This is a genomic window from Enterococcus sp. JNUCC 77 (assembly GCF_054819945.1).
Map to the genome: position 1 here is coordinate 533,281 of NZ_JBTHIG010000002.1, position 22,351 is coordinate 555,631.

Annotated in this window: 26 protein-coding genes; 24 read left to right on the forward strand and 2 right to left on the reverse strand. The window is 37.6% G+C overall.

All coding sequences use genetic code 11. From position 1 onward, the window contains the following. Positions 1 to 8: 8 nt before the first annotated feature. The 8 genes from prdA to ACVWNY_RS15560 are packed head-to-tail and all read left to right on the forward strand — an operon-like array spanning position 9 to position 6,156. Positions 9 to 1,922, forward strand: coding sequence for a D-proline reductase (dithiol) proprotein PrdA (gene prdA / locus ACVWNY_RS15530; RefSeq protein ID WP_454071881.1), 1,914 nt, complete (start codon positions 9 to 11; stop codon positions 1,920 to 1,922). 16 nt (positions 1,923 to 1,938) lie between these two features. Continuing rightward, positions 1,939 to 2,241, forward strand: a complete 303-nt coding sequence (locus ACVWNY_RS15535) for a CBO2463/CBO2479 domain-containing protein (RefSeq protein WP_454071882.1) — start codon at positions 1,939 to 1,941, stop codon at positions 2,239 to 2,241. Positions 2,242 to 2,244: 3 nt separating this feature from the next. Next, positions 2,245 to 2,697, forward strand: coding sequence for a glycine/sarcosine/betaine reductase selenoprotein B family protein (locus ACVWNY_RS19290; protein ID WP_218325508.1), 453 nt, complete (start codon positions 2,245 to 2,247; stop codon positions 2,695 to 2,697). 27 nt (positions 2,698 to 2,724) lie between these two features. After that, positions 2,725 to 2,970 (forward strand): hypothetical protein, encoded by a 246-nt coding sequence (locus ACVWNY_RS19295; RefSeq protein ID WP_218325509.1) that lies wholly within the window; start codon positions 2,725 to 2,727, stop codon positions 2,968 to 2,970. A gap of 11 nt (positions 2,971 to 2,981) precedes the next feature. Further along, positions 2,982 to 3,719, forward strand: coding sequence for a proline reductase cluster protein PrdD (prdD, locus tag ACVWNY_RS15545; RefSeq protein ID WP_454071883.1), 738 nt, complete (start codon positions 2,982 to 2,984; stop codon positions 3,717 to 3,719). Between the two features lie 22 nt (positions 3,720 to 3,741). Continuing rightward, on the forward strand, positions 3,742 to 4,221 hold the full coding sequence (locus ACVWNY_RS15550) for a glycine/sarcosine/betaine reductase component B subunit (protein ID WP_218325511.1): 480 nt from the start codon (positions 3,742 to 3,744) through the stop codon (positions 4,219 to 4,221). A gap of 14 nt (positions 4,222 to 4,235) precedes the next feature. Beyond that, entirely contained in the window at positions 4,236 to 5,252 is a 1,017-nt protein-coding gene (locus ACVWNY_RS15555; RefSeq protein ID WP_218325512.1) for a proline racemase family protein, read from the forward strand. 22 nt (positions 5,253 to 5,274) lie between these two features. Further along, positions 5,275 to 6,156: a sulfite exporter TauE/SafE family protein gene (locus tag ACVWNY_RS15560; RefSeq protein ID WP_218325513.1), complete on the forward strand. Its 882-nt coding sequence runs from the start codon at positions 5,275 to 5,277 to the stop codon at positions 6,154 to 6,156. Between the two features lie 145 nt (positions 6,157 to 6,301). Here ACVWNY_RS15560 and ACVWNY_RS15565 read toward each other — a convergent pair whose 3' ends face one another. Both ACVWNY_RS15565 and ACVWNY_RS15570 read right to left on the reverse strand, forming a co-directional pair. Beyond that, a complete protein-coding gene (locus ACVWNY_RS15565) occupies positions 6,302 to 7,603 on the reverse strand; it encodes an FtsX-like permease family protein (RefSeq protein ID WP_454071884.1) in 1,302 nt (433 codons plus the stop codon). Beyond that, on the reverse strand, positions 7,593 to 8,354 hold the full coding sequence (locus ACVWNY_RS15570; RefSeq protein WP_454071885.1) for an ABC transporter ATP-binding protein: 762 nt from the start codon (positions 8,352 to 8,354) through the stop codon (positions 7,593 to 7,595). Before ACVWNY_RS15570 ends, ACVWNY_RS15565 begins: the two co-directional genes overlap by 11 nt. Positions 8,355 to 9,332: 978 nt before the next feature. Between ACVWNY_RS15570 and ACVWNY_RS15575 the strand changes: the two genes are divergently transcribed. The 16 genes from ACVWNY_RS15575 (at position 9,333) to ACVWNY_RS15650 (ending at position 22,342) form a co-directional block, all read left to right on the forward strand. Beyond that, positions 9,333 to 11,279, forward strand: a complete 1,947-nt coding sequence (locus tag ACVWNY_RS15575) for a BglG family transcription antiterminator (protein WP_461211747.1) — start codon at positions 9,333 to 9,335, stop codon at positions 11,277 to 11,279. Beyond that, positions 11,272 to 11,733 (forward strand): PTS sugar transporter subunit IIA, encoded by a 462-nt coding sequence (locus ACVWNY_RS15580; protein WP_454071886.1) that lies wholly within the window; start codon positions 11,272 to 11,274, stop codon positions 11,731 to 11,733. The genes ACVWNY_RS15575 and ACVWNY_RS15580 overlap by 8 nt, the downstream gene beginning before the upstream one ends. Before the next feature lie 17 nt (positions 11,734 to 11,750). Continuing rightward, a complete protein-coding gene (locus tag ACVWNY_RS15585) occupies positions 11,751 to 13,091 on the forward strand; it encodes a PTS galactitol transporter subunit IIC (protein WP_218325518.1) in 1,341 nt (446 codons plus the stop codon). Positions 13,092 to 13,116: 25 nt separating this feature from the next. Next, the gene (locus ACVWNY_RS15590; RefSeq protein ID WP_218325519.1) at positions 13,117 to 13,401 is read left to right on the forward strand and encodes a PTS sugar transporter subunit IIB; all 285 of its coding nucleotides are present in this window, start codon (positions 13,117 to 13,119) and stop codon (positions 13,399 to 13,401) included. A 68-nt stretch (positions 13,402 to 13,469) separates the two neighbouring features. Further along, complete coding sequence (locus ACVWNY_RS15595) at positions 13,470 to 14,165, forward strand: triose-phosphate isomerase (protein WP_454071887.1); 696 nt, start codon at positions 13,470 to 13,472, stop codon at positions 14,163 to 14,165. Continuing rightward, positions 14,165 to 14,680: a YjbQ family protein gene (locus ACVWNY_RS15600; protein WP_454071888.1), complete on the forward strand. Its 516-nt coding sequence runs from the start codon at positions 14,165 to 14,167 to the stop codon at positions 14,678 to 14,680. The genes ACVWNY_RS15595 and ACVWNY_RS15600 overlap by 1 nt, the downstream gene beginning before the upstream one ends. Positions 14,681 to 14,967: 287 nt before the next feature. Further along, positions 14,968 to 15,726 (forward strand): DeoR/GlpR family DNA-binding transcription regulator, encoded by a 759-nt coding sequence (locus ACVWNY_RS15605; RefSeq protein WP_218325522.1) that lies wholly within the window; start codon positions 14,968 to 14,970, stop codon positions 15,724 to 15,726. A gap of 211 nt (positions 15,727 to 15,937) precedes the next feature. Then, positions 15,938 to 16,792 carry a class II fructose-bisphosphate aldolase gene (locus ACVWNY_RS15610; RefSeq protein WP_454071889.1) on the forward strand — a complete coding sequence of 285 codons (855 nt, stop codon included), beginning with the start codon at positions 15,938 to 15,940 and terminating at the stop codon, positions 16,790 to 16,792. Between the two features lie 12 nt (positions 16,793 to 16,804). Then, positions 16,805 to 17,899 (forward strand): zinc-dependent alcohol dehydrogenase, encoded by a 1,095-nt coding sequence (locus ACVWNY_RS15615; RefSeq protein WP_454071890.1) that lies wholly within the window; start codon positions 16,805 to 16,807, stop codon positions 17,897 to 17,899. A gap of 27 nt (positions 17,900 to 17,926) precedes the next feature. Then, positions 17,927 to 18,337, forward strand: a complete 411-nt coding sequence (locus tag ACVWNY_RS15620; RefSeq protein WP_454071891.1) for a PTS sugar transporter subunit IIA — start codon at positions 17,927 to 17,929, stop codon at positions 18,335 to 18,337. A 15-nt stretch (positions 18,338 to 18,352) separates the two neighbouring features. After that, on the forward strand, positions 18,353 to 18,844 hold the full coding sequence (locus ACVWNY_RS15625; protein WP_454071892.1) for a PTS sugar transporter subunit IIB: 492 nt from the start codon (positions 18,353 to 18,355) through the stop codon (positions 18,842 to 18,844). 17 nt (positions 18,845 to 18,861) lie between these two features. Further along, positions 18,862 to 19,674 (forward strand): PTS mannose/fructose/sorbose/N-acetylgalactosamine transporter subunit IIC, encoded by an 813-nt coding sequence (locus ACVWNY_RS15630; protein WP_454071893.1) that lies wholly within the window; start codon positions 18,862 to 18,864, stop codon positions 19,672 to 19,674. Beyond that, the gene (locus ACVWNY_RS15635; protein ID WP_218325528.1) at positions 19,671 to 20,498 is read left to right on the forward strand and encodes a PTS system mannose/fructose/sorbose family transporter subunit IID; all 828 of its coding nucleotides are present in this window, start codon (positions 19,671 to 19,673) and stop codon (positions 20,496 to 20,498) included. Before ACVWNY_RS15630 ends, ACVWNY_RS15635 begins: the two co-directional genes overlap by 4 nt. A 189-nt stretch (positions 20,499 to 20,687) precedes the next feature. After that, positions 20,688 to 21,176: a PTS sugar transporter subunit IIA gene (locus tag ACVWNY_RS15640; protein ID WP_454071894.1), complete on the forward strand. Its 489-nt coding sequence runs from the start codon at positions 20,688 to 20,690 to the stop codon at positions 21,174 to 21,176. Continuing rightward, complete coding sequence (gene rhaD, locus ACVWNY_RS15645) at positions 21,173 to 22,012, forward strand: rhamnulose-1-phosphate aldolase (protein WP_454071895.1); 840 nt, start codon at positions 21,173 to 21,175, stop codon at positions 22,010 to 22,012. The genes ACVWNY_RS15640 and rhaD overlap by 4 nt, the downstream gene beginning before the upstream one ends. 27 nt (positions 22,013 to 22,039) lie before the next feature. After that, the gene (locus tag ACVWNY_RS15650; protein ID WP_454071896.1) at positions 22,040 to 22,342 is read left to right on the forward strand and encodes a PTS sugar transporter subunit IIB; all 303 of its coding nucleotides are present in this window, start codon (positions 22,040 to 22,042) and stop codon (positions 22,340 to 22,342) included. Positions 22,343 to 22,351: the final 9 nt, after the last annotated feature.

Sequence of the window (22,351 nt, forward strand, 5' to 3'; positions counted from 1 at the left end):
TTAACGAAATGTCTATTACTGCAGATACTGCTAAAGAGCATGCACTAGATCCAGCGGTTTTATGTTGCCGCGCTGAAGCAGGGAAAGTGATTGCACCAGATGATTTAGAAGATCCAGCGATTTTCGCGGATTTAGAAGATTCTGGTTTGCTTGAACTACCTGACAATGCATTAACGATTGAACAAGTCCTTGGGGCAACTTTGAAAGAAACCACGGATGCGTTAGTACCATTAACAGAATCTATTTTAGAAGGCGTCAAAGCTTCCAGTGCACCAGTTGAAGAAGCTGCACCAGAAGTTGTTGAAACAATTGAAGAGATCGTTGCACCAGTTGCTCCAGTGGCGCCAGTCGCACCTGTTGCACCAAGTGTAGCCGGTCAAACAATCAAGATTCACATTGCTGAAGGTCGTGGAATTGATTTAGAAGTACCAATGGCAATTGCGGGTCAAATGGGTGTTGCACCTAGCGCACCAGTAATTACTGAAACACCAATGCAATTTGAAGCAACTGAAGGGATTCCAGCAGTTGAACCTGAACCAAAAGTTGAAGAAAAAGTTATTCGTTCCGTTCGTCATGATCATATGAAAATTTCGGAAGTTGTTTTCGGTGATGAAACGAAAATCGAAGGCACTACGTTGACTATTCGCAACATGAAAGACATTTGTGCGGAAGCAGTCGAATTAGAAGAATTAGTTGAAGCAATGACGATTGAAATCATCACACCAGACAGATATAACGAATATAGTGAAACAATCATGGATGTTCAACCAATAGCTGCTAAAACAGAAGGCGATCTAGGTCATGGCGTTACACGTGTTTTAGATGGTGTCGTTTTAGTTGTTACTGGGACAGATGCTAATGGCGTACAAATTGGTGAATTTGGTTCATCTGAAGGTGAATTAGATCGTAACATCATGTGGGGTCGTCCAGGAGCACCAGATAAAGGCGAAATCTTTATTAAAACTCAAGTGACCATTAAAGAAAATGCCAACATGGAACGCCCTGGTCCATTAGCTGCCCATAAAGCATCTGATTACATTACCCAAGAAATTCGCGAAGCCTTGAAAAAAGCTGATGAAAGTTTAGTTGTGGATTCAGAAGAAATCGTTCAAAAACGTCGTTTTGGAAACAAACGTGTGGTAATTGTGAAAGAAATCATGGGTCAAGGTGCAATGCATGACAACTTAATCATGCCGGTTGAACCAGTGGGAACATTAGGTGCCAAACCAAACGTTGACCTTGGAAACTTACCAATCATGTTAGCACCAACAGAAGTTTTAGACGGCGGAATTCATGCATTAACTTGTATTGGACCAGCTTCCAAAGAAACTTCTCGTCACTACTGGAGAGAACCATTAGTGCAAGCTGCGATGGCAGACGAAGAAATCGATTTAGTCGGTATCATGTTCGTCGGTTCACCACAAGCTAACACTGAAAAATATTATGTCTCTAAACGTTTAGGGATGACAATTGAAGCGATGGCTGTTGATGGTGCCATCGTAACGACTGAAGGATTTGGGAACAACCATATCGACTTTGCTTCTCACATTGAAGAAATCGGCAAACGTGGCGTTAAAGTTGTCGGCGACTCATATAGTGCAATGCAAGGCGCGCTAGTTGTCGGTAACCACGAAATGGGTGCCATGGTTGATAACAACAAATCAAAACAAGGGATCGAAAACGAAATCTTGTCTAACAATACTCTTTGTCCTGAAGATGCGATTCGTGACTTAGCAATGTTGAAAACCTTAATGGGCGGCGGCACAATTAAAACCGCTGAACGTAAATGGAATCCAAACGTTAAACAAAACAACATTGAAATCATTGAAAAAACTACGGGTCAAAAAATTGAACAAGTCGACAATGAACAAGTCTTACCGAAAAGCAAAAAACGTTTAGAAATTTACGAACAAGAAGACTAAGATTTTAGGTGAACTTATGGATGGAATAGATAAACTCAAATACACCTCAACTGAGCAAATGTTTGAGGGTATCATTGTAGAAGTCCACGACGCCAGTGTCACGATTGACATTAAAGGTCGTCTAGGACAATTAAAGATTCCTAGGAGAATGATTATTTCTGAGTACGATTTAGAAATCGGCCAAGAAGTCGGCTTTTTAATGAGTTATCCAGAAGTGTTGGAAGAGGCGCCGAATGAGCATTATAAAACGGCGATCTATGAACACGAAAAACGTCGCCTAGAAAATCAAAAACGACGAGAACCAAGAGAGGAGAATTAAACGATGGGCTTAACAGTCTTTGAAGGGTTACAGTCAGAAATTTTCGTGCCAATTACGCCGAAATCTGTCTTCACCCCAGTCAAAAAAGAGCTTAAAGATATGCGTATCGCTTTGGCAACAGCTGCCGGCGTACATTTAAAATCTGATAAAAGATTCAACCTTGCAGGGGATACTAGTTATCGGGAAATTCCTGATACAACTCCAACAAGTGATTTAATGGTTTCACACGGTGGGTACGATAATGCCGATGTAAACCGCGATATCAATGCGATGTTTCCAATTGATCGGTTACACGATTTAGTTAAAGAAGGTTTCATCAAAGAAGCTGCACCAATCCATTATGGGTTTATGGGCGGCGGGGGCGACCAAGAAGCCTTTCACGATGTAACTGGACCAGAGATCGCACAAAAATTAGTGGAAGAAGACGTAGATGCAGTTGTCTTAACCGCTGGCTGAGGAACCTGTCATAGAACTGCCGTGATCGTGCAGAGAGCTATTGAGGAAGCCGGGATTCCTACAATTTTAATTGCCGCATTACCACCAGTAGTACGGCAAAATGGTTCACCAAGAGCCGTTGCCCCACGCGTGCCGATGGGTGCTAACGCAGGTGAACCGAACAACATCGAAATGCAATTAGGTATTTTACATGATACCTTAAGAAACTTAGTATCAATCGAAACACCAGGCAAGATCGTTCCATTACCTTACGAGTATATTGCTCACGTTTAAGGAGTAGGCTTATGGCAGACGATACATTAAAAATCAAAGTCTTTCACATGCAGCAAGTGACCATGGGGAAAAAACTTAAATTATCCCCTGACAGCTTGCAGCTAAAAGAAGACTTTGAGACCGACTGCCCCGATCTTGAATCATTAACGGTAAAACTTCTCGCTCCTGGCCAGACACACATTGTCACCAATACCATCATGGATGTCATTCCGATCTCCACGAAGGTATTGGGACGGCTAGGTGCCGGAATTACCCACACTTTAACCGGTGTGACCGTTGTGATGACTGGTGCTATTTGTGCTGGGGAACAGATGCATGAATTCGGTTCTTCAGAAGGAATATTGGCGGAAAACATGATGTTTGATCGTGTTGGCACACCAAAATCCAGTGATCATATAATATTGATTGACTGTCTGGCAAAAGCTGGGACGGCTTTTAATCGTGCCTTGGCTTTAAAAATGTTCGAAATTGTTGATCAATATATTCAAGAAATTCGGGAAGAATTAAAACTGTTGTCAGGCAATCAAGCGATTGAAAGTTACGAATACAAAGAAGAACAGCACCCAGGAAAACCCAAAGTCAGCCTAGTCAAACAAGTAGCTGGACAAGGCGCCATGTATGATATGTTACTTTTTCCTGATGAGCCGAGTGGTTTTAAGGGTGGTCAATCAATTATTGATATGAACAACATGCCAGTCTTTTTAAGTGCTAACGAATATCGAGACGGGGCATTGCGTTCAATGGTTTAGTTTTTGAAAAGAGGTACAGTTTATGGGGATTGGACCATCGACAAAAGAGACATCTTTACACCATTTTCAAGATCCGCTAGTTGATTTATTAGCCGGTGACCCTGATATTGATTTTCAAGGAGTCATTGTGGTGGGAACACCGCAAGATAATGCCATGAAATATTTGGTGGGACAACGGACCGCCGCATGGTTAGCTGGTATGAGGACCAATGGCGTAGTTGCCTCTACTGATGGTTGGGGTAATTCGGATGTGGACTTTGCCAACACGCTGGCAGAAATTGGTCAGCGAGAGATTAGCGTGATTGGACTCAAGTTCATTGGATCACAAGCGAAATTTGTAGTGGAAAATGAGTATACACCTTATGTTTTAGATTTTAATAAGTCAGAAAAAGGAATTGAAACCGAAATTGTCGGTGAAAATACCATAGATCGTCGCGATGCAGCCAAAGCACTAGCTGCAATCAAATTAAAGATGCGTAAAGACGATCAGAAAATTAGATAATCTGGAGGAATATCATGAAAGTATCAAAAATGATTTCAGCAATCGACACTCATACAGCAGGCGAAGCCGCACGTTTAATCATCGGTGGCATTCCTAAATTTCCTGGAAAAACGATGGCTGACAAACGAGCTTATTTAGAAAATGAACAAGATCATTTACGAACGATGTTAATGCATGAACCACGTGGACATAACGAGATGTTTGGTGCTTTTATTTGCGAACCTGTTCATGAGGAAGCCGACTATGGCATTATTTTCATGGATGCTGGCGGTTATTTAAACATGTGCGGTCACAATACCATTGCAGCTATGACGACTGCGGTTGAAACTGGCTGGGTGGATGTAAAACCAGGGGACCGAGAAGTCAAAGTGGTTCAAGATACACCTGCTGGGATCGTGACAGGCATGGTCCATTTAGATGAAGATTATTCAGCAGAATCAGTCTCATTTGAGAATGTAGAATCTTTCTTATATAAAGAAAATGTTTCAGTAAATGTTCCTGATGTAGGAGAAATAAAAGTCGATATTTCCTTTGGTGGCAGCTTCTTTGTCTTATTACCAGCGGAACAATTCGGCTTAACAATCGAACCGAAAAACGCGTCAAAATTTAGCGAATTAGGCATGAAGATTCGCGATGCTGTTAATGAACAAATTGAAATGCAACATCCGACCTTAGCACATATTAAAACCGCTGATTTAGTGGAATTTTATGGTCCTGGAGTTAGTCCAGAGGCGAAATATCGGAATGTTGTGGTCTTTGGTGAAGGGCAAGTCGATCGCTCACCATGTGGCACAGGAACCAGTGCAAAATTAGCAACTTTGTACGGTAAAGGAGAAATGGGTGTTGGTGACACCTTTGTATATGAAAGCATCTTGGGAACGAAATTTAAAGGAGAAATCGTAGCCGAAGCAGAAGTTGAAGGCTTTAAAGGAATTATTCCGCGAGTGACTGGCTCAGCTTATATCACTGGCTTTAATAATTTCTTGATTGATCCAAAAGATAGTTTGAAGGACGGGTTTACTTTGGGCTAAATTTATTTGGAGGAGTGGGAACATGGTAGCAGCTTTACTTACCCTTTTAGGGGCATTACTTGTATATTATTTGTTTTATTTTATTCGGGATTTGGTAAAAAACAAAGGCAACTGGGGAAATGGTAGTTGGTTAATCTCTGGGGCAATCGGTTTTGTGACTGACTTTTTAGATACTTTAGGAGTAGGGAGTTTTGCACCTACTACAATGTTGTTAGAAATTACGAAACAATTGGACGATGACCGTCATTTACCAGGCGTTTTGAATATCAGTCATGCAATTCCAGTGATGATGGAAGCTTTTATCTTTATTACAGTAGTAAAAGTAGCTCCATTAACGTTATTTTCACTAGTTGTTGCAGCAATTGCTGGTTCATTTATCGGCTCAAAATTTGTTACTAAATTACCTGAACGTAAAGTCCAATTTTTCATGGGCTGTGCCTTAATTGTAACAGCGATCCTAATGGCCTTACGTCAATTAGGAATGTTAGATTTATTAGGTGCTGGAAATGAAGCAACAGCATTAACTGGTGGCGCTTTAGTCATCGGAATTGTCGGAAACTTTATTTTAGGTTCATTAATGACGATTGGTGTGGGACTTTACGCGCCATGTATGGCAATGGTTTATATGTTAGGGATGAGTCCTTTAGTTGCCATGCCAATCATGATGGGCTCTTGTGCAGGCTTAATGCCAGTCGCTTCAGCTAACTTTATTAAAACGGGGGATTACAACCGTAAAGTTTCGTTAGGTATCACGATCGGTGGTATTATCGGCGTAATCATTGCCGCGAAATTTGTGACTGGCTTAGATATTGAAGTATTAACTTGGATTATCATTGTTGTAGTTATCTATTCCGGTATAACTTATATCCGTAAAGGTTTACAACCAGCGAGAGTAGCGGAATAAAAAAACATTAACCGAAGATTTAGTTCTTCGGTTTTTTTGTTTATAAAAAAGGTTAAGAAGACGATCATAACAGTCTTCTTAACCTTTTTGAAGGACTTTTATAGAGAAGAAAAGTGAAGAAAATGTTGTAGCTAGATTCTCCTTTTTAAGGCTGAATAACTTCTTTGATAGTTCGGCTATTCAGCTGATAGGTTACGCTGGAAAATAAAAGTCCTAAAATCAGTAAGAGTATAAAATAGGCAGCAGCACTTAACCAGAGTGTTTGAATCAAAATAGTCGAAAAATTGCCAGCTGTAATACTCAATAGTAATAGACCACAAATTAATGCGAATGAAACAACTGGTAAAAGAAAACGAGTTAGTAGATCTGTTAGAGCAAAGTTCTTTAAGGCTGTCTGATCTTTGCCCAGATAATGCAAAATGCGAAAATCGTTTCTAGTCTGATAACTGTCTACCAGTTGTAGTAGCGAGAGCAGACAAAAATATAGGAAAGTAAAAATGAAGCTTAGGACATTTTGTAAAAAAATCATATACTCAGAAACTGCAAAAGATGGAAACAGCCCTGTTTTTAGTGCATTAGCGAAGCTCAAAGAAATAAAGGAAAACAGCAGACACAAGGAAAGAATAGTGTACAATAACGCGTTGGAACGGTGGTGGCTCAATAGCTTGCTGATCCGCAGTAGGCGGTTATTTTCATAAAGCTCGGTATTTTCTGGTCGACGATATTCTCGTAAAGCGAGAAAAACAGTTTTGTAAAAAGCATAAATAGCAAAAATCAGTGGCATACTCAGCATAGAAATCAGGGAATAGCCAAAGGTTTCAAAATCCCATAGAATCATACCGCTAATAATTACTGTAATCAGTGTACTGATTAGACAAGCTTTTTTCCAAAAATGAAAGGAGCAGCGTTCTTTTCTTTCTTGTTGCGCTTTCATATTTATCAATTGACCTAGTGGAAGCTTTTTAATTTTTTGACGCAGCAGAAAGGCTGTGAATAGTTCAATCAGTAACAAGCAACCCAGATTTTGAGAGAAAATCTTAATCAAAGAAAAAGTTAAAGAAAGAGTTGAATCAGCGAGAAATGTAAAGATGCCAAAAAGCATAACACCTAAGAAAGTTCCCATTAATAGGCAAATAAGTCCCAACAAAAATAATTCGGCACAAATTAAGCGAGCGATTCGCTCTCTACTCATGCCTAATAAAGAATAGGTTGCTAATTCTCTGGAGCGCTGTTTCAGGAAGAATTGATTCATGTAATGAAGCATTGCTACGGCAATCAAAACAATCAGTACCGGTAGGGAGGAGCCTTCAATTCCAGTTTCGGCAGATACAGTTGAAACGATATTGGACAGACAAATGATAGCAGTGAGTATGGTTAGCGTGACTAAATAAATCAGATAATCTTTTAATGAACGTCGCGCATTGCGCAGGGTTAAATTAAGATACATGGGCATCATCTCCTAAAGCTCCCATCAACTTCAGAATTTGGTGAAAGGTTTCTTTTTGACTTTGTCCTGTAGTGTGGAGTTCATTACTGAATTGACCGTCCTGTATAAATAAAACGCGCTGGCAATAACTGGCAGCAATGGCATCATGGGTGACTAGTAAAATGGTCGTTCCTTGTGTTTCATTCATAGATTTTAAAGTCGTCAGCAACTGTTTGGATGATTGGGTATCCAAAGCTCCAGTGGGCTCGTCGGCTAAAATCAGATCTGGTGAAGTTGCTAAAGCCCGAGCACAGGCACAACGCTGTCGTTGACCACCGGAAACCTGGTGAGGGTATTTAGCCAGTAGTTCTTCAATCCCTAATTTGGCAGCAGTCTCAAGAACTAATTGCTGAATTTCTTGTTTGGGATATCCTTTGACGGTTAGTGCTAAAGCAATATTTTCCTGCAAAGTTAAATTTTCTAGCAAATTATAGTTTTGGAAAATGAAGCTTAAGTGTCGACTACGAAAATCAGCTTGTTGTTTTTCCGATAGCTGGGATAGTTCTTCATTTCCTAATAGTACGAGTCCAGAGCTAGCTAGATCTAGGGTTGCGAGAATATTTAGTAGTGTAGATTTTCCTGATCCAGAAGCGCCCATAATGGCGACGAAATCACCTTTTTCAACGAAAAAAGTGAGATTGTCCAAAGCTTTATAATGATGGTCTTCTATTTCGTAGGTTTTGGTAAGATTTTTCACTTCTAATATAGACATAACTCAGCTCCTTAAAAATTATTACTCTAATCATAGCACAAATTACTTTTAATAAATTTCTAATTTTTATTCAATAAAAATTAAGTTTAGAGGCCATGTTTAGATGATAGCGCAAGAGACTATAAGTAAAAAATGATGATCAATATGCTAATAAAATACTGTTTTAAAAATGTTATTTGGATATTTTTTTGCTACTTAGTTTTATTAAGACAGTTACATTGATTCTGTAAACGTTTCTGAATGGAATTATGTTAGTTTGTTTTCTCTTATTAAAGCTAGTATTTTATTTACGGTACGTTAGTTTTGTAACGAATGATGCATGATGCATATGTTGAAAAGTTAAATGGGTTTCCAAATTGGTGGGAAGGTACAAGATTGTTATTTAATCAACTATAAGCTAAAATTCAAATTGTTTAAAAATTGGTAATCGATTACAATATTTTTTAAAAAAGAAAGTTGGGATGAAATGAGTTGGTTAAAAAGATGTAATTGAAACAGAAAAAGCCGTGATTGCCCGGATAAAGGAATACTAAATGCGGTAAAAAATGCTGTCCCTGAAACTTTGGGTTTTACCAATATTCGGCGTCAGGGTGGATACGTTAAAACTAGCTGACGGCATAGTCCCCGCCAATTCTTTCAAATATGGCAATTTTGAAAATCATATGGATCTGGAACAGGTCAAAACCATTCGTTAAACATCAGTTGATTACCGTAAACAATCTTAATTGAATAGTCGCTTGTTATCTTGGAAAGAGCATTTATAGATGCAGAATTGAAGCATTTATAGAGGCTCTTTCTTTATTTTCAACAAAAATATAGGTAAGTGGCTTTTTGAAAAAGTAATAATCAGGGGATTTTTATTAGAAATAAGTGCAAAAAAATCAATAGTTCTACATTAATCTGGAACTATAAAACAATATCCGTCAGTAATCTTTGACGGTAGTATAAAAATATGGAAACGCTTAAGAGGTGATTAGTTTGAATCTTAGAGAGAGGGAAAAAGAATTTTTGAAAATGTTGATTCGCCAAAAAAGTTACCAGTCTGCTCAGTATTTTACTGAAAAATTACAAGTTTCCACAAAAACCATTTACAAAGACTTGGTGAATATTCAAGAATTTTTAGCACCGTACCAAATGTCGATTGAAAAAATTCCGAGAAAAGGAATTCGTTTAGTCGGTAATGATGAGAGTCGTGGGAAATTAAAGCTGATGTTGGGTGAAATAGTCACCAGTCATGATGCTTATGATGGTCAGTATCGGCGGTTATTTATTTTTGCAGAGATGCTATTTTCAAACGATTATTGCAGTTATCAAGCATATGCTGATTATTTTTTTATTAGCACCCAAACGATAAAAAAAGACATTGATTTGATTGAGGATTATTTAACAGAACGACAGCTGGTCTTGCAAAGAGTGTCTCCTGGCTTGTCGGTGAATGGGGATGAAGCGGGGATTCAATTGGCTTTTAAAGATTATTTGGAAAAGTATCAAGCCACTAATTCTCTCAGTAATGAACAAGAAATAGAGTTATTTAATGAAGGAATTATCACTATTGTTGAACAATTTATTACTAGTTTGCAGGAAGGGAATTTCCCTAACGCTTATATCATTCACTCCCTTCGAAATGAGTTACTGATTTTAATCAATCGGGTCAAAATCGGTCACCATCATCGGGAAAATACCAATTTGTTATTTAGTGATATGGAAAATATGCAGATGTATATGACCGCCATCGCCTTGTCGGAGCAATGCAGCCGAGAAATGAATATTATTTTTTCTAAGTCGGATATTTATTATTTGTGTTCTTTTTTAGTCGCCCATGGGATTGAACCAAATTTTCAGGAATCAAACGAGACGATTACTGATGGGGTGAAAAAGTTAATTGCCCGCATGTCGTTGTTGATTGATGTTGATTTGAGTCATGATGAACGCTTGTTTAATTCTCTTAGTGCCCATATTTCGCCGATGATTTTTCGTTTACAAATTGGGGTTGAAATAAAAAATCCTTTAAAAGAACAAATTATTGCCCAATATTCAACCATGTTCACTTTAGTTAAATATGGTGTTGCTGTAATTGAAGATATTTTCGAGATTAAATTAACCGACGACGAAATTAGTTTTTTAACGATTCATTTTCAACTGGCCTTTGAAAAAATTCGTTCGGCCAAACATATCTTAATTGTCTGTCCAACAGGTTTAGGGACTTCTCAATTAATTTACCAACGGATTCGGCAAAATCTGCCGACAGTCAACATTATTGAAGTGGTGGATTATCAAGAGTATCAAGAAAAAACTTTAAAAGATGTTGATTTAATTATTACTGCTATTAAGTTGTCTGATACCCAAGGCATTCCAGTTGCTTATGTTTCTGCTTTGCCAACTTATGAAGAAATCAATGCCATTATTAAACAATTATCCCAAATCGTCGCCAAAGAAAAAAGTTTCAAGACAAAAGCAATTTATTCAACTTCTTATTCGATTTCGACGGTCTTAGATCCGCAGTTGATTTTTTTGAATTTAACATTGGCAAGCCAAGCAGAAGTACTGTTGTTTTTAAATCAGCAATTTCACTTAAAAGGCTACGTGACGGAAGATTTTAAAGAAGCGATTTTTGAACGAGAAAAATTAGGTTCAACGGGATTGAGTACTGGCGTGGCGATTCCTCATGCCAGCCCCGAGACAGTTTTAGCGACCAAAGCCGCCATTATCACTTTAAAAAAACCGATAAAATGGGGCGAGACAGAGATTCGTTTAGTTGTTTTATTAGCGATTTCTGAAGAGGACATGCCAGTTGCTAAAAATATGCTGGCCTCTATTTATAACATTTTAAGTTCCCAAGCTAAGATCCAGCAACTGATTGCTTGTGAATCGGCTACCGAAATTATTCAAATTCTACGTTCAGAGAGGAATGACAATTATGACTGAGTTTTTTAATGAAGAGATTACTTTGTTTCAGCAAGAAGCAGACTCAGCTGCGGAGGCGTTAAAAAGTCTGGCAGAAGTCTTTCAAGAAAAAAAACTTGTGACGACTGATTTTTATCAGAATATTTTAAAAAGAGAGGAGGCTTTTCCAACAGGTTTAGATGTGAATGGTATTGGTGTGGCATTACCTCATACCGATAGCGAATTTGTTCATCGTTCACAAGTTGGTTTCTTATCTTTAAAACAACCAGTCAGCTTCTTTCAAATGGGTACCACCGATCAACCGGTGAAAGTCCAAATTTTATTCATGTTGGCTTTAAAAGAACCGCATCAACAACTAACAATGCTTCAAAATTTGATTGCGATGTTTCAAACAGAAGGAGTTTTACAGCAATTATTAGCAGTTGATCAAACTGCCGATTATTTATCAATCATTCATGAAAGTGGGCTTTATTAATCAAGGAGGGGAAAATTATGTTAGATGCATTACAGTGGTTTGTCGATTTAGGTGCAACAGTTGTGTTACCGATTTTGATATTTATTTTTGGTTTGGCTTTAGGAACAAAACCGGGGAAAGCTTTCTCGGCAGCATTAACGGTGGGTGTAGGATTTGTCGGCTTGAACTTGGTGATCGATTTATTGACAAATAGTTTAGGACCCGCCGCACAAGCGATGGTAGAACGCTTTGGGCTGAACTTAACAACGATAGATGTAGGTTGGCCGGCAGCTGCCGCGATTTCTTATGGTACGATTTTAGGTTCTTTAGCGATTCCGATTGCGGTTGCTTTAAATGTAATTTTGATTGTTGTTGGTTTAACGAAGACTTTAAATGTCGATGTTTGGAATCTTTGGCACGCAGCTTTTATCGCTTCATTGGTCTATGCTTTAACCAATAATTTTGCGATGGGGATTGCAGCGACTGTTATTTACACGATGATGATTTTAGTATTTGGTGATATTCTTGGTCCTGTTATTAATAAATTTTATAGTTTTCCAAATATTACTTTCCCTCACGGAACAGCGATTCCCGGTTTTATTATTGCTTTACCGTTTAATTGGTTGTTTGATCGAATTCCGGGGATTAAAAATTGGAAGGCCGATCCAGAAACGATTCAAGAAAAATTTGGTGTCTTTGGTGATTCCACTGTAATGGGTTTTATTATCGGGTTAGCAATGGGTATTTTAGCTGGGTATGATGTTGCCGGCATTGGACAATTAGCGATCCAAACCAGTGCGGTAATGGTGATTATGCCACGGATGGTTTCATTATTGATGGAAGGTTTGACACCTATTTCAGAAGCAGCCAATACATTTGTCCAAAAACGTTTTCCAGGGCGAGAATTATATATTGGGATGGATGCGGCGTTATCAGTTGGACATCCGGCAGTTTTGTCATCTTCTTTAATTTTAGTGCCAATTACAATTTTCTTAGCAGTTATTTTACCAGGCAATACCACCTTACCATTTGGTGACTTGGCGACGATTCCATTTCTAGTTTGTTTAATGGCAGCTGTTTTTAATGGCAATATTATTCGGACAATTATTGCAGGAACCATGTATATGGCTTCAATTTTATACATTACTTCATGGGTGGCACCATTAGTAACTAGTGCAGCAAAAGCAGCCAGCTTTGATTTACAAGGACAAGCGTCAATTACAGCTTTAGCAGAAGGTGGTTTATGGACAACTTGGATGTATGTGGGCTTGACGAAATTATTTAGCTGGGGTGGACTAATTGCCATTGGAATTGTTATTTTAGCCTTAATGATTTACGTGAATAAAGTTTTACCAAAAAAACAAAGTCAAAATGCATAAGACAAATTTGAGAGGACTGTTTTAAATGAAAAAATTACTGATTATGTGTGGCACCGGTGTAGCAACTTCGACTGTTGTAACGGGCAAAATGAAAGAATGGCTGAAGGAAAAAGGCTTAGAAAATGAAGTCAAATTATACCAATCAAAAGTTGCAGATGAAGTCAACAAAATTGATGACTATGATGTGGTTGTAACGACCACTGTTGTGCCAGATAAAATCAAAGACAAAGTCATTATGGGCATTCCTTTATTGACGGGTATTGGTGCTGATGCGATGTATCAAGAAATCGAAGCAAAATTAAAAGAATAAAGAGGGGATTGAAGTAAGAATGTAAAAATTTTTACTTCAATCTATTTCATTAGACTGGAGGCGTTTAAATGTCAAAAAGAACCTTGCGAACACCTTTTTTTTCGGTGAATCCTAAATCTTATCTATTTGGTGAAGAGGCTGTTCAATTTGCGATTGCTTTAGATCAATTAGCTGAAAAGTATGATGTGGATATCTTATTTACTTGCCAACATGCCGATTTGTATCGCGTAAGTCAAGCTGTTCAGCACTTATTTGTCACTGCTCAGCATATGGATGGACATCAAATCGGTCGCGGTATGGGAAAAATATTGCCGGAAAGTATTTTAGCTGCTGGCGCGGAAGCAACCTTTTTAAATCACGCCGAACATCCCATGATGGTAGAAGATTTGGTTAATGCTATCAAACGAGCACAAGCTCTGGGAATTTTAACGATTGCCTGCGCCAACTCGATCGCCGAAGCTCAAACAATCGCCACATTAGCACCAGATATGATGGTGTGTGAACCGACTGAATTAATCGGAACTGGAAAATCCAGTGATGTTGATTATATGAAAGAAACCAACGAAGCCGTTCGTCAAGTGAATCCTGATATTTTAATTTTACAAGGAGCCGGCATTTCAACAGTCGCAGATGTAGAAAAAGCCTTAAAATCAGGAGCCGATGCGACTGGTGGCACAAGTGGCATTGTAGCTGCAGAAAATCCTTTAAAAATTGCCGAAGAAATGATTGCAACAGTCGCAAAATATAAAAAGGAGGCCAATTAATGATTTTCAAAAAAGAAGATTTAACGCTGCGTTCCAATGGTCGAAGAGTGAGTTATCATAACATTACCAAAGAAATCAAAGAACTGGTGGCTAATAGTGGTATCACCAACGGAATGTGCGTGATCCAATCACCACATACTACTTGTTCAGTTATTTTTGAAGAATTTATGCATGATTTAGATTGGAACGGTGACGAATATTTACAAGTCGATTTAAACCGAATTTTAGATAAAATCGTTCCTCGTGAGCTATCAGAGGATACGGGATATCGTTATCCCGGACCGAAACATTTAGATTTTTTATTGGCAATCCAAAATCCTGATTACCAAGGCGATCCTTCGACTATATTAAATGGTGATGCTCACATTCGTGCATCATTTTTTGGCGCCAGTGAAACCTTTGTGGTATCCGAGGGAAAGATTATGACCGGTGAGGTTGGCTCGGTTTATTTCATTGATTTTGATCAAAACAGAGAACGAAATCGAACTTGTTACGTGATGGTGATGGGTGAGTAATCAACTTTAGCAAAATACTTTTTAGTAATCATAAATGAGGACAAACAGTTAGGGATTTTTTTCTAGCTGTTTGGTTTTTTTATTTGATTAATAATTTCTAAAATAACAAATGATAGCACAATTATACTTAATCAAATTTTTCTATCAAATATGAAAATATCCACAAGAGTATAAAAAAATTTGTTGAATATGGATTTGTCCATATGAATCATAAAGAGACTTATTTTCTATTGGTTTTCTGTTCAGTCTATAGTATTATTCTAAAAAACAAAATATGAGGTGTAAGAATGAAAAGTAGACAGGAAGCGATTATTAGAATATTGAACCAAAAGAAGTATGTCTCAGTAGCAGGTTTGGTTACTCAGTTGCATTATAGTGAAAGTACGATTCGACGAGATTTAACAGCTTTAGAAAAATTAAAATTAGTAAAAAGAACAGCCGGCGGGGCAGTTTTAATCAAAGATAATTTGATTGAAAATCCCTATTTAATAAAATACAAAATCAATACCGAAGAAAAAAGCTTGATCGCTGAATTAGCGATTGATTTCATCGAGGATTATTCGACAGTCTTTTTAGATGCTAGCTCAACCAGTCGTTTTTTAGCTGAAAAAATTGGTAAAAATAGAGAAAACGTCAAAGTTATTACTCCTAATTTGATGACAGCGTTAGAAATAGACAGTCAGCCGAAAAATAATGTGTATTGTATAGGTGGTTTAGTAACTGATGGTAAGGTAGGTGGTTCATTAAGTGAGAAGCTTTTGCGGGAGTTACAGGTAGATTTTGCCTTTGTTTCTTGTCGTGGTTATGACAATCTGTTTGGCGCATCAGATATTTTAGAATCAGAGGCAGGGATCAAAAAAACAGTGATTGCTAACAGTCAAAAGGTGGCTTTATTGTTAGATTATTCTAAATTTGATAAGCATTATACTTTCCAAAGTGTGCCAGCACAAAAAATTGATTACATGATTACGGATAAAAAACCAGCAGCTAAATTTATGCCGGAGGAGAATGGTTTAGACTATGAATTAATTTATTGGAATGATTAAAACCTGCCAAATTTTAAATTTGAACGGTGAAAAATAGCGGATAAATAGAAATTTTATAATGTAATGCCTCAATATGACTAATTTCAGTCATGTTAGGGCATTTTTTTTGACCGAAATCCTTCTTGCTTTTCATTTGAATGTAAGCGTATTTTTCTATGGTATTCTGACCTTGTAAAAAAGAACACAAACTTTTTGAAGGGAAGTTGAAGGAATGTTAGTAAATTTAAAAACGGTATTAGAAAAGGCTAAAACTGAAAAATATGCTGTAGGAGCTTTTAATGCGACTGATTTAAATACAGCGCGAGGAATTATTGCAGCTGCAGAAGCTGAAAACGCACCAGTGATTTTGCAATTTGCGGAGGTTCATGGACAATACATTTCTTTGGAGCAGGCGGCATCGATGTATTTACAACTGGCACAGACAGCCAAGGTACCGGTAGTTGTCCATTTAGATCATGGTGAAAATTTTGACACAATTGTTAAGGCCATGCACTTAGGTTTTACCTCTGTCATGGTAGACGCATCGACCCAACCTTTTAAAGGAAATATCACGCGGACTAATCAAGTCTTGGAAATTGCTCGAGCATTAAATGTCTCGGTGGAAGCTGAATTAGGGATTATGAACGCAGAAGACGGCAGTGGTGATTTAGATTATGACCAGATGGATGATACTTACACTAATGTTGCAGAAGCAGCGGAATTTGTTAAAGCTACTGACGTGGATGCATTAGCGATTGCTTTTGGTACAGTTCATGGATTATATAAAGCCGAACCTCATTTGAATTATCAACGAATTAAAGAAATTCATGATAAAACCAATAAACCATTGGTCATGCACGGTGGTTCTGGTTTGAAAGATGAAGAATATCGCGAATCGATAAAAAATGGGATTACTAAAATCAATTATTATTCCACCATGTCATACGAAGTTACGAATGGTTTACGAGATTATTTAAACGAAAATAATGATGCTTTTCTATTTGATGTAGACATGAAAACAATCGAATTAGTTAAAGAAAATATTGCTGCAAAAATTCGTGTGTTTGGATCATCTAATAAGGCATAAGGAGGAAATCTGATGACAAAATCTAGTAAAATTGCTGTTTTGACTGGTGAAAAAACAATCGAGCTTAAAGAAGTTGAGATTCCAGAAATTAATGAGGATGAGCTTTTAGTAAAAGTTGAAGCATGTGGTATTTGTGGGACTGATGTCCATGAATACAAAGGAGATCCATTTAATTATATTCCGATCCATCTAGGGCATGAAGGAACCGGAGAAATCATTAAAATTGGAAAAAATGTAACCGAAGATTATTATGGCAAACCGTTAAAAGTGGGCGACAAAATTGTGACTGGTTTAAAACCTTGTGGTGAATGCGACACTTGTTTAAATGATCCTGAAAACCTACATTTGTGTGAGAATGGTGCGATTTATGGGTTGCTGCCAGGGAAAGAGCATTTCTTAAATGGTTGGTTTGGTGAATATATTAAAATCAATCCTAACAGTGTTATTTTCAACGTTAGCGATATGGATTTAGACTTGCGAATGCTGATCGAACCTGCTGCTGTCGTAGTTCATGCTGTAGAAAAAGCCAAGGAGATTACAAATTTTAAACATCATTCAAATGTAGTTATTCAAGGTTGCGGACCAATTGGGTTGTTACTATTAACTTTAGTCAGAACTATGGGTGTCAGAAATATCATTGCTGTTGATGGCGACAAAAATCGTTTAGCTTTGGCTAAAAAATTAGGAGCCCATTGGACGGTTAATATAGCTGAAAGTGATGATCCTGTCGCGGAAGTAAAAGCTTTAACAAATGGAAAAGGTGCTGACTTTGCCTTTCAATGTACGGGTTCACCTAAAGCTGCAGCAGCCATTTGGAAATATGTTCGTCGTGCTGGAGGAATGTGTGAATTGGGTTTCTTTGTTGATAACGGTGAGGCAACTTATAATCCCCATTTAGATATTTGCAATAAAGAAATTAAAGTAGTGGGCTCGTGGACGTACCAATCAATTGACTGGATTCAAGCGTGTGAATTTTTAAAAGAAGCGAAGCAACAAAATTTACCAATAAACGAAATCATTACTCATCGTTTTGATTTGGCAGATATTAATGAAGCAATGGAAACAAATATTCAGATGGACGGCGTAAAGTTAGGAATTTTTCTATAACCAATGAAATGAAACAGGAGGTAAAAAATGCGTAATATTCTAATTGCAACTCATAGCACCTTCGCGTCAGGTATTCAGGGAAGTTTAAACTTGTTAATTGGCGAACGGTCGGAAATTACTGTGATCGATGCCTATGTGGATGATACCGATTATACAGAAAAAATAGATGATTTTTTTGAAAAATATAACGATCAAGATGAGTACATTGTTTTTACTGATTTATATGGCGGTAGTGTGAATCAAAAAATGGTGAATTATAAAAACAAGTATGATTTTCACCTGATTACAGGCTTTAATTTACCTATTTTGTTAGAAATTATTCTGGCTGGTGAGACATTAACTAGTTCAATGGTAGAAGAGTTAGTTGAAAAATGTCGTCAAGAACTATCACTGGTTCACATAGATATGACTGAAGATGCTGAAGATGATTTTATTTAAAAAGGAGTGGTACTAATGATTAAAGATTTACGAGTAGATGATCGGTTAATTCATGGACAAATTGCTTTAACATGGCCCAAAGCATTAGGTGTGAATCGTATTATTGTGGCCAATGATGGGGCAAGTCAAGATAAGACGCAACAAATGTCATTAAAAATGGCATTGCCATCAGATGTAAAAGCGTTGATTCGTTCAGTTGAGGATACAGTTACCTTTTTTGACAATCCAAAAGCGAAAGAAGCAGATTTAATGGTGATTGTAGGTAATGTGACCGATGCAGAAAAATTAGCCCAAGCTTTAGGTACATTAGTTGAAAGAGTCAACTTAGCCAATGTTGGCCGTTTCGATGGTGTTCCAAAAGAAGAAAAATTAGCAATCGGTTCTTCAATTTTATTAAGTAAAGCAGAAAGCGAAGCCCTCGATCGTTTATTGAAGCTTCCAAATCTAAAAGTAGTTCACCAAATTATTCCAGATAATAGTGCAAAAAAACTTGAAGATATGATGTAAGAAGGAGGAAAAGCGACATGACTACTTTAACAGCAGCTTTACTGTGTGCCATTGCTTATTTCATTTGTTTTGGTGGGAATTGGTTATTGGCACAAAATATGGCCGATCAACCCATTGTTGTTGGTGCTTTAGTCGGTTTATTATTAGGTGATTTACAGACAGGTTTAATTTTAGGTGCCGCCTTACAAGCACTATTTATCGGTGCTGTAAATGTCGGTGGGGCGGTTTCTTTGAATCCTTCATTTGGAACGACCTTGGCTATTGCTTTTGCGATCTTAAGTGGCGGCGATCAAAAATTCGCTTTGGCAATCGCTGTACCATTAGGACTTTTAGGTGGCCTTTTAGAAATTGGTGTCAATATTTTATGCTCGGGTTTTGGAGGCGCGTTTGATAAAGCAGCTGCAGCTGGCGATGAAAAAAGAATTGTATTCTTGCATTACGGTGTCTGGTTTTTGAAATATATTATTTTTTCAGTAGTAATTTTTGTATCCGTTTTAGCAGGAGCAACACCGGTTTCAAATTTTGTTAATAGTTTGCCAGAATTTATTACAAATGGTTTAGGTGTCGTAGCTGGATTATTGCCGGCAGTTGGTTTCGCGATGCTATTGAAAATGGTTTGGTCAAACAAATTAGCGGTTTATTATTTGCTAGGTTTTGTTTGTGTAGCCTATCTGAAATTACCATTGATTGCGGTAGCTACTTTAGGAATCATCGCAGCAGTGATCCAAGTAAGCATTGATCAAGACTTTTTAAAAATGAAAAACTCAGGGGTGGCAACAGCTGCTACTGGTGATGCAGCAGAAATGGAAGAGGAGGACTTTTTAGCATGAGCAATCAAACAGCAACAATTTCAGCAGATGAACAAAAAATGTTACGATCCATCTTTTTTAGATCTTTTACCGTGTTTGCCCCTTTTAATTATGCGAAACAAGGTGGGAGTGGCTTCTGTTATGCCATGATGCCCTTTATCAATAAGTACTATGATAAAAAAGAGGATCGCATTGCTGCTTTAGAGCGACATATTACTTGGTACAATGCGACTTCAAATGTCGGTACTTTCATTATGGGACTTGCAGCTTCAATGGAAAAAGAAAATAGCGAAAAAGAAGATTTTGATGCTTCCTCGATTAATACTGTAAAAGCTAGCTTAATGGGACCATTTTCAGGAATAGGTGACACATTATTTTGGGGCGTTTTACGAGTAGTCGCAGCTGGGATAGCTATGACATTTGGAGAACAAGGAAATCCTTTGGCACCGATTATTTTTCTATTGGTTTACAATATTCCATCATTAATTACCCGTTGGTCGCTGACCAAATTTGGTTTTTCTGTCGGTGCTAAATATATTGAGGAATTATATGCGTCCGGCATGATCAGCGTGTTAACAAAAGCGGCGAGTATCTTAGGTTTGATTATGATTGGCGGAATGACTGCAAGTAACGTCTCATTTCAATCGAGCTTAAAATTTAATTTAGGCGGCGGACAGGAATTAGTTATTCAAGAAGTACTAGACCAAATATTTGTTGGTATTATTCCATTACTGTTCACTCTATTGTGTTTCTGGTTGCTATCTAAGAAAAAAATGAATTTTGCTTTATTGATTGCGCTAGTAGTAGCATTGGGAATTGTGTTGTCTTTAGTGGGTATTGCATAGTATTAAATTAGAAAGACTTTGAAATTTTTCAAGGTCTTTTTTTTGTTCTCCAAAATAGTCAGTGGAAAAAGACGTCGATAACTAGATCACACTTTTTTATCAGTAGAATGTTTTTTTTGTGATGAAAGCGGATACTTTTTGTAAAATAGCCATGCTAAACTTGGTTCAAGTTGAAGGGAGGTAAGTCAAATGTTTATCACTAATAATCTCTTTCATCCCAAATTAGTCGATATTTATCAAGGGAATGAGAATTTTGAATCATTGGTTCAATTTGTTGAACAAAAATTATTGGCGGAAAATTTTATTAATGAAAGCTACAGCGATGCCATTATTCAAAGAGAAGCGGAATATCCGACGGGTTTGCAAACCCCAACTTGTGCTGTAGCGATCCCGCATACAGATCCGAATCATATTAAAGAACCTTTTATTTATATTTTAAAATTAGCACATCCCGTAAAATTTGGACAAATGGGGACTACGGATCAATTCATCAATGCAGATTATGCTTTTTTTCTAGGCTTTAACAAGGGGGAAGATCAACTCACCTTGTTGCAAAATTTAATGGCAATGTTTATGGATCAGGCAGCCATGCTGGATTTAGCTAGTAAGGAAAATGAAACTGAGATCTTTAACTTAATCACAAATTTTTTTAAAAAAGAAAGTGAGGAAAAAGAATGATTATCCATGATATTTATCAAGCACCTTTTATTAAAGAAATGCAGGAAGTGACCGAAAATTTATGGAAAAACGGTTGGGACGAAAGAAATGGTGGAAATATTAGTTACCTTTTAGATGAAGAGGAAGTTCGTTTATATTTAGATATTGATGCGGCGATTAATCAAAAACAATTAGATTTTGAAGTGCCGGAATTGGCGAACCGAATCTTTTTAGTTTCCGCTTCGGGTAGCTACTTTAAAAATATTTGCCAAAATCCGACAAAGAATTTAGCGATTGTTAAATTAGATGGAACTGGCAGTAGCTACAAAGTATTGTGGGGCCTAGAAGGGGGCGGCTTACCAACCAGTGAATTTGCTTCACATCTAAAATGCCACGCGGTTCGTTTAGCAGAAGATAAAAATCATCGAGTGATTCTACACTGTCATTCAATTGCGGTGTCGGCGATGACTTTTGTGCATGATTTAGATGAAAATAAATTTACCCGTTCTTTATGGGAAATGATTACTGAATGTTTAGTGGTGTTCCCTGATGGTGTTTCTGTTTTACCTTGGATGGTAGCTGGCACAGTGGAACTTGGTTTGGCTTCGGCGGAAAAAATGCACGATTCACGTGTTGTTATTTGGCCACATCACGGGATTATGGGCGCTGGACAATCGATGGATGATGCGTTTGGTTTAGTGGAAACGGTGGAAAAAGCGGCGGACATTTATATGAAAGTTGTCGGTGTTCCCGGTGGCTTCAAACAGAAAATTACTAGTGATCAATTGTGGGATTTAGCCGATCAATTTGGTGTGACTCCAAAAGCAGGAATTTTAGAAGCCCGGAGTAAAAAATAAATTTCAAAAAATTAGGAGGAAATAAAAATGGCAAAAAAATTAAATATCATTTCAGTCTGTGGCTCTGGCACTGTTACTAGTTCGATGGTGGCTGGAAAAGTAAAAGATTTTTTAGAAGAGCATGGTTATAAAGCCAGCACGGTGGAAGTCAATCCTGGTGGCGTCGATGAACAACTAGCCAGCGGCAAATGGGACATTATTGTTCACACGAGTCCATTAAAACGCAAATATGAGTTACCAACTATTAATGCGGTGGCTTTACTTTCAGGTATGGGGGAAGAAGAATTTTTTGAAGCTTTATTAAATGAAGCAAATAGCTTAGATATATAGAAAATTAAG

Bases quoted from the DNA above. Each gene is read 5' to 3' on its own strand.
- prdA (WP_454071881.1), top strand. From the start codon at position 9: ATGTCTATTACTGCAGATACTGCTAAAGAGCATGCACTAGATCCAGCG.
- ACVWNY_RS15535 (WP_454071882.1), top strand. From the start codon at position 1,939: ATGGATGGAATAGATAAACTCAAATACACCTCAACTGAGCAAATGTTT.
- ACVWNY_RS19290 (WP_218325508.1), top strand. From the start codon at position 2,245: ATGGGCTTAACAGTCTTTGAAGGGTTACAGTCAGAAATTTTCGTGCCA.
- prdD (WP_454071883.1), top strand. From the start codon at position 2,982: ATGGCAGACGATACATTAAAAATCAAAGTCTTTCACATGCAGCAAGTG.
- ACVWNY_RS15550 (WP_218325511.1), top strand. From the start codon at position 3,742: ATGGGGATTGGACCATCGACAAAAGAGACATCTTTACACCATTTTCAA.
- ACVWNY_RS15555 (WP_218325512.1), top strand. From the start codon at position 4,236: ATGAAAGTATCAAAAATGATTTCAGCAATCGACACTCATACAGCAGGC.
- ACVWNY_RS15560 (WP_218325513.1), top strand. From the start codon at position 5,275: ATGGTAGCAGCTTTACTTACCCTTTTAGGGGCATTACTTGTATATTAT.
- ACVWNY_RS15565 (WP_454071884.1), bottom strand. From the start codon at position 7,603: ATGTATCTTAATTTAACCCTGCGCAATGCGCGACGTTCATTAAAAGAT.
- ACVWNY_RS15570 (WP_454071885.1), bottom strand. From the start codon at position 8,354: ATGTCTATATTAGAAGTGAAAAATCTTACCAAAACCTACGAAATAGAA.
- ACVWNY_RS15580 (WP_454071886.1), top strand. From the start codon at position 11,272: ATGACTGAGTTTTTTAATGAAGAGATTACTTTGTTTCAGCAAGAAGCA.
- ACVWNY_RS15585 (WP_218325518.1), top strand. From the start codon at position 11,751: ATGTTAGATGCATTACAGTGGTTTGTCGATTTAGGTGCAACAGTTGTG.
- ACVWNY_RS15590 (WP_218325519.1), top strand. From the start codon at position 13,117: ATGAAAAAATTACTGATTATGTGTGGCACCGGTGTAGCAACTTCGACT.
- ACVWNY_RS15595 (WP_454071887.1), top strand. From the start codon at position 13,470: ATGTCAAAAAGAACCTTGCGAACACCTTTTTTTTCGGTGAATCCTAAA.
- ACVWNY_RS15600 (WP_454071888.1), top strand. From the start codon at position 14,165: ATGATTTTCAAAAAAGAAGATTTAACGCTGCGTTCCAATGGTCGAAGA.
- ACVWNY_RS15605 (WP_218325522.1), top strand. From the start codon at position 14,968: ATGAAAAGTAGACAGGAAGCGATTATTAGAATATTGAACCAAAAGAAG.
- ACVWNY_RS15610 (WP_454071889.1), top strand. From the start codon at position 15,938: ATGTTAGTAAATTTAAAAACGGTATTAGAAAAGGCTAAAACTGAAAAA.
- ACVWNY_RS15615 (WP_454071890.1), top strand. From the start codon at position 16,805: ATGACAAAATCTAGTAAAATTGCTGTTTTGACTGGTGAAAAAACAATC.
- ACVWNY_RS15620 (WP_454071891.1), top strand. From the start codon at position 17,927: ATGCGTAATATTCTAATTGCAACTCATAGCACCTTCGCGTCAGGTATT.
- ACVWNY_RS15625 (WP_454071892.1), top strand. From the start codon at position 18,353: ATGATTAAAGATTTACGAGTAGATGATCGGTTAATTCATGGACAAATT.
- ACVWNY_RS15630 (WP_454071893.1), top strand. From the start codon at position 18,862: ATGACTACTTTAACAGCAGCTTTACTGTGTGCCATTGCTTATTTCATT.
- ACVWNY_RS15635 (WP_218325528.1), top strand. From the start codon at position 19,671: ATGAGCAATCAAACAGCAACAATTTCAGCAGATGAACAAAAAATGTTA.
- ACVWNY_RS15640 (WP_454071894.1), top strand. From the start codon at position 20,688: ATGTTTATCACTAATAATCTCTTTCATCCCAAATTAGTCGATATTTAT.
- rhaD (WP_454071895.1), top strand. From the start codon at position 21,173: ATGATTATCCATGATATTTATCAAGCACCTTTTATTAAAGAAATGCAG.
- ACVWNY_RS15650 (WP_454071896.1), top strand. From the start codon at position 22,040: ATGGCAAAAAAATTAAATATCATTTCAGTCTGTGGCTCTGGCACTGTT.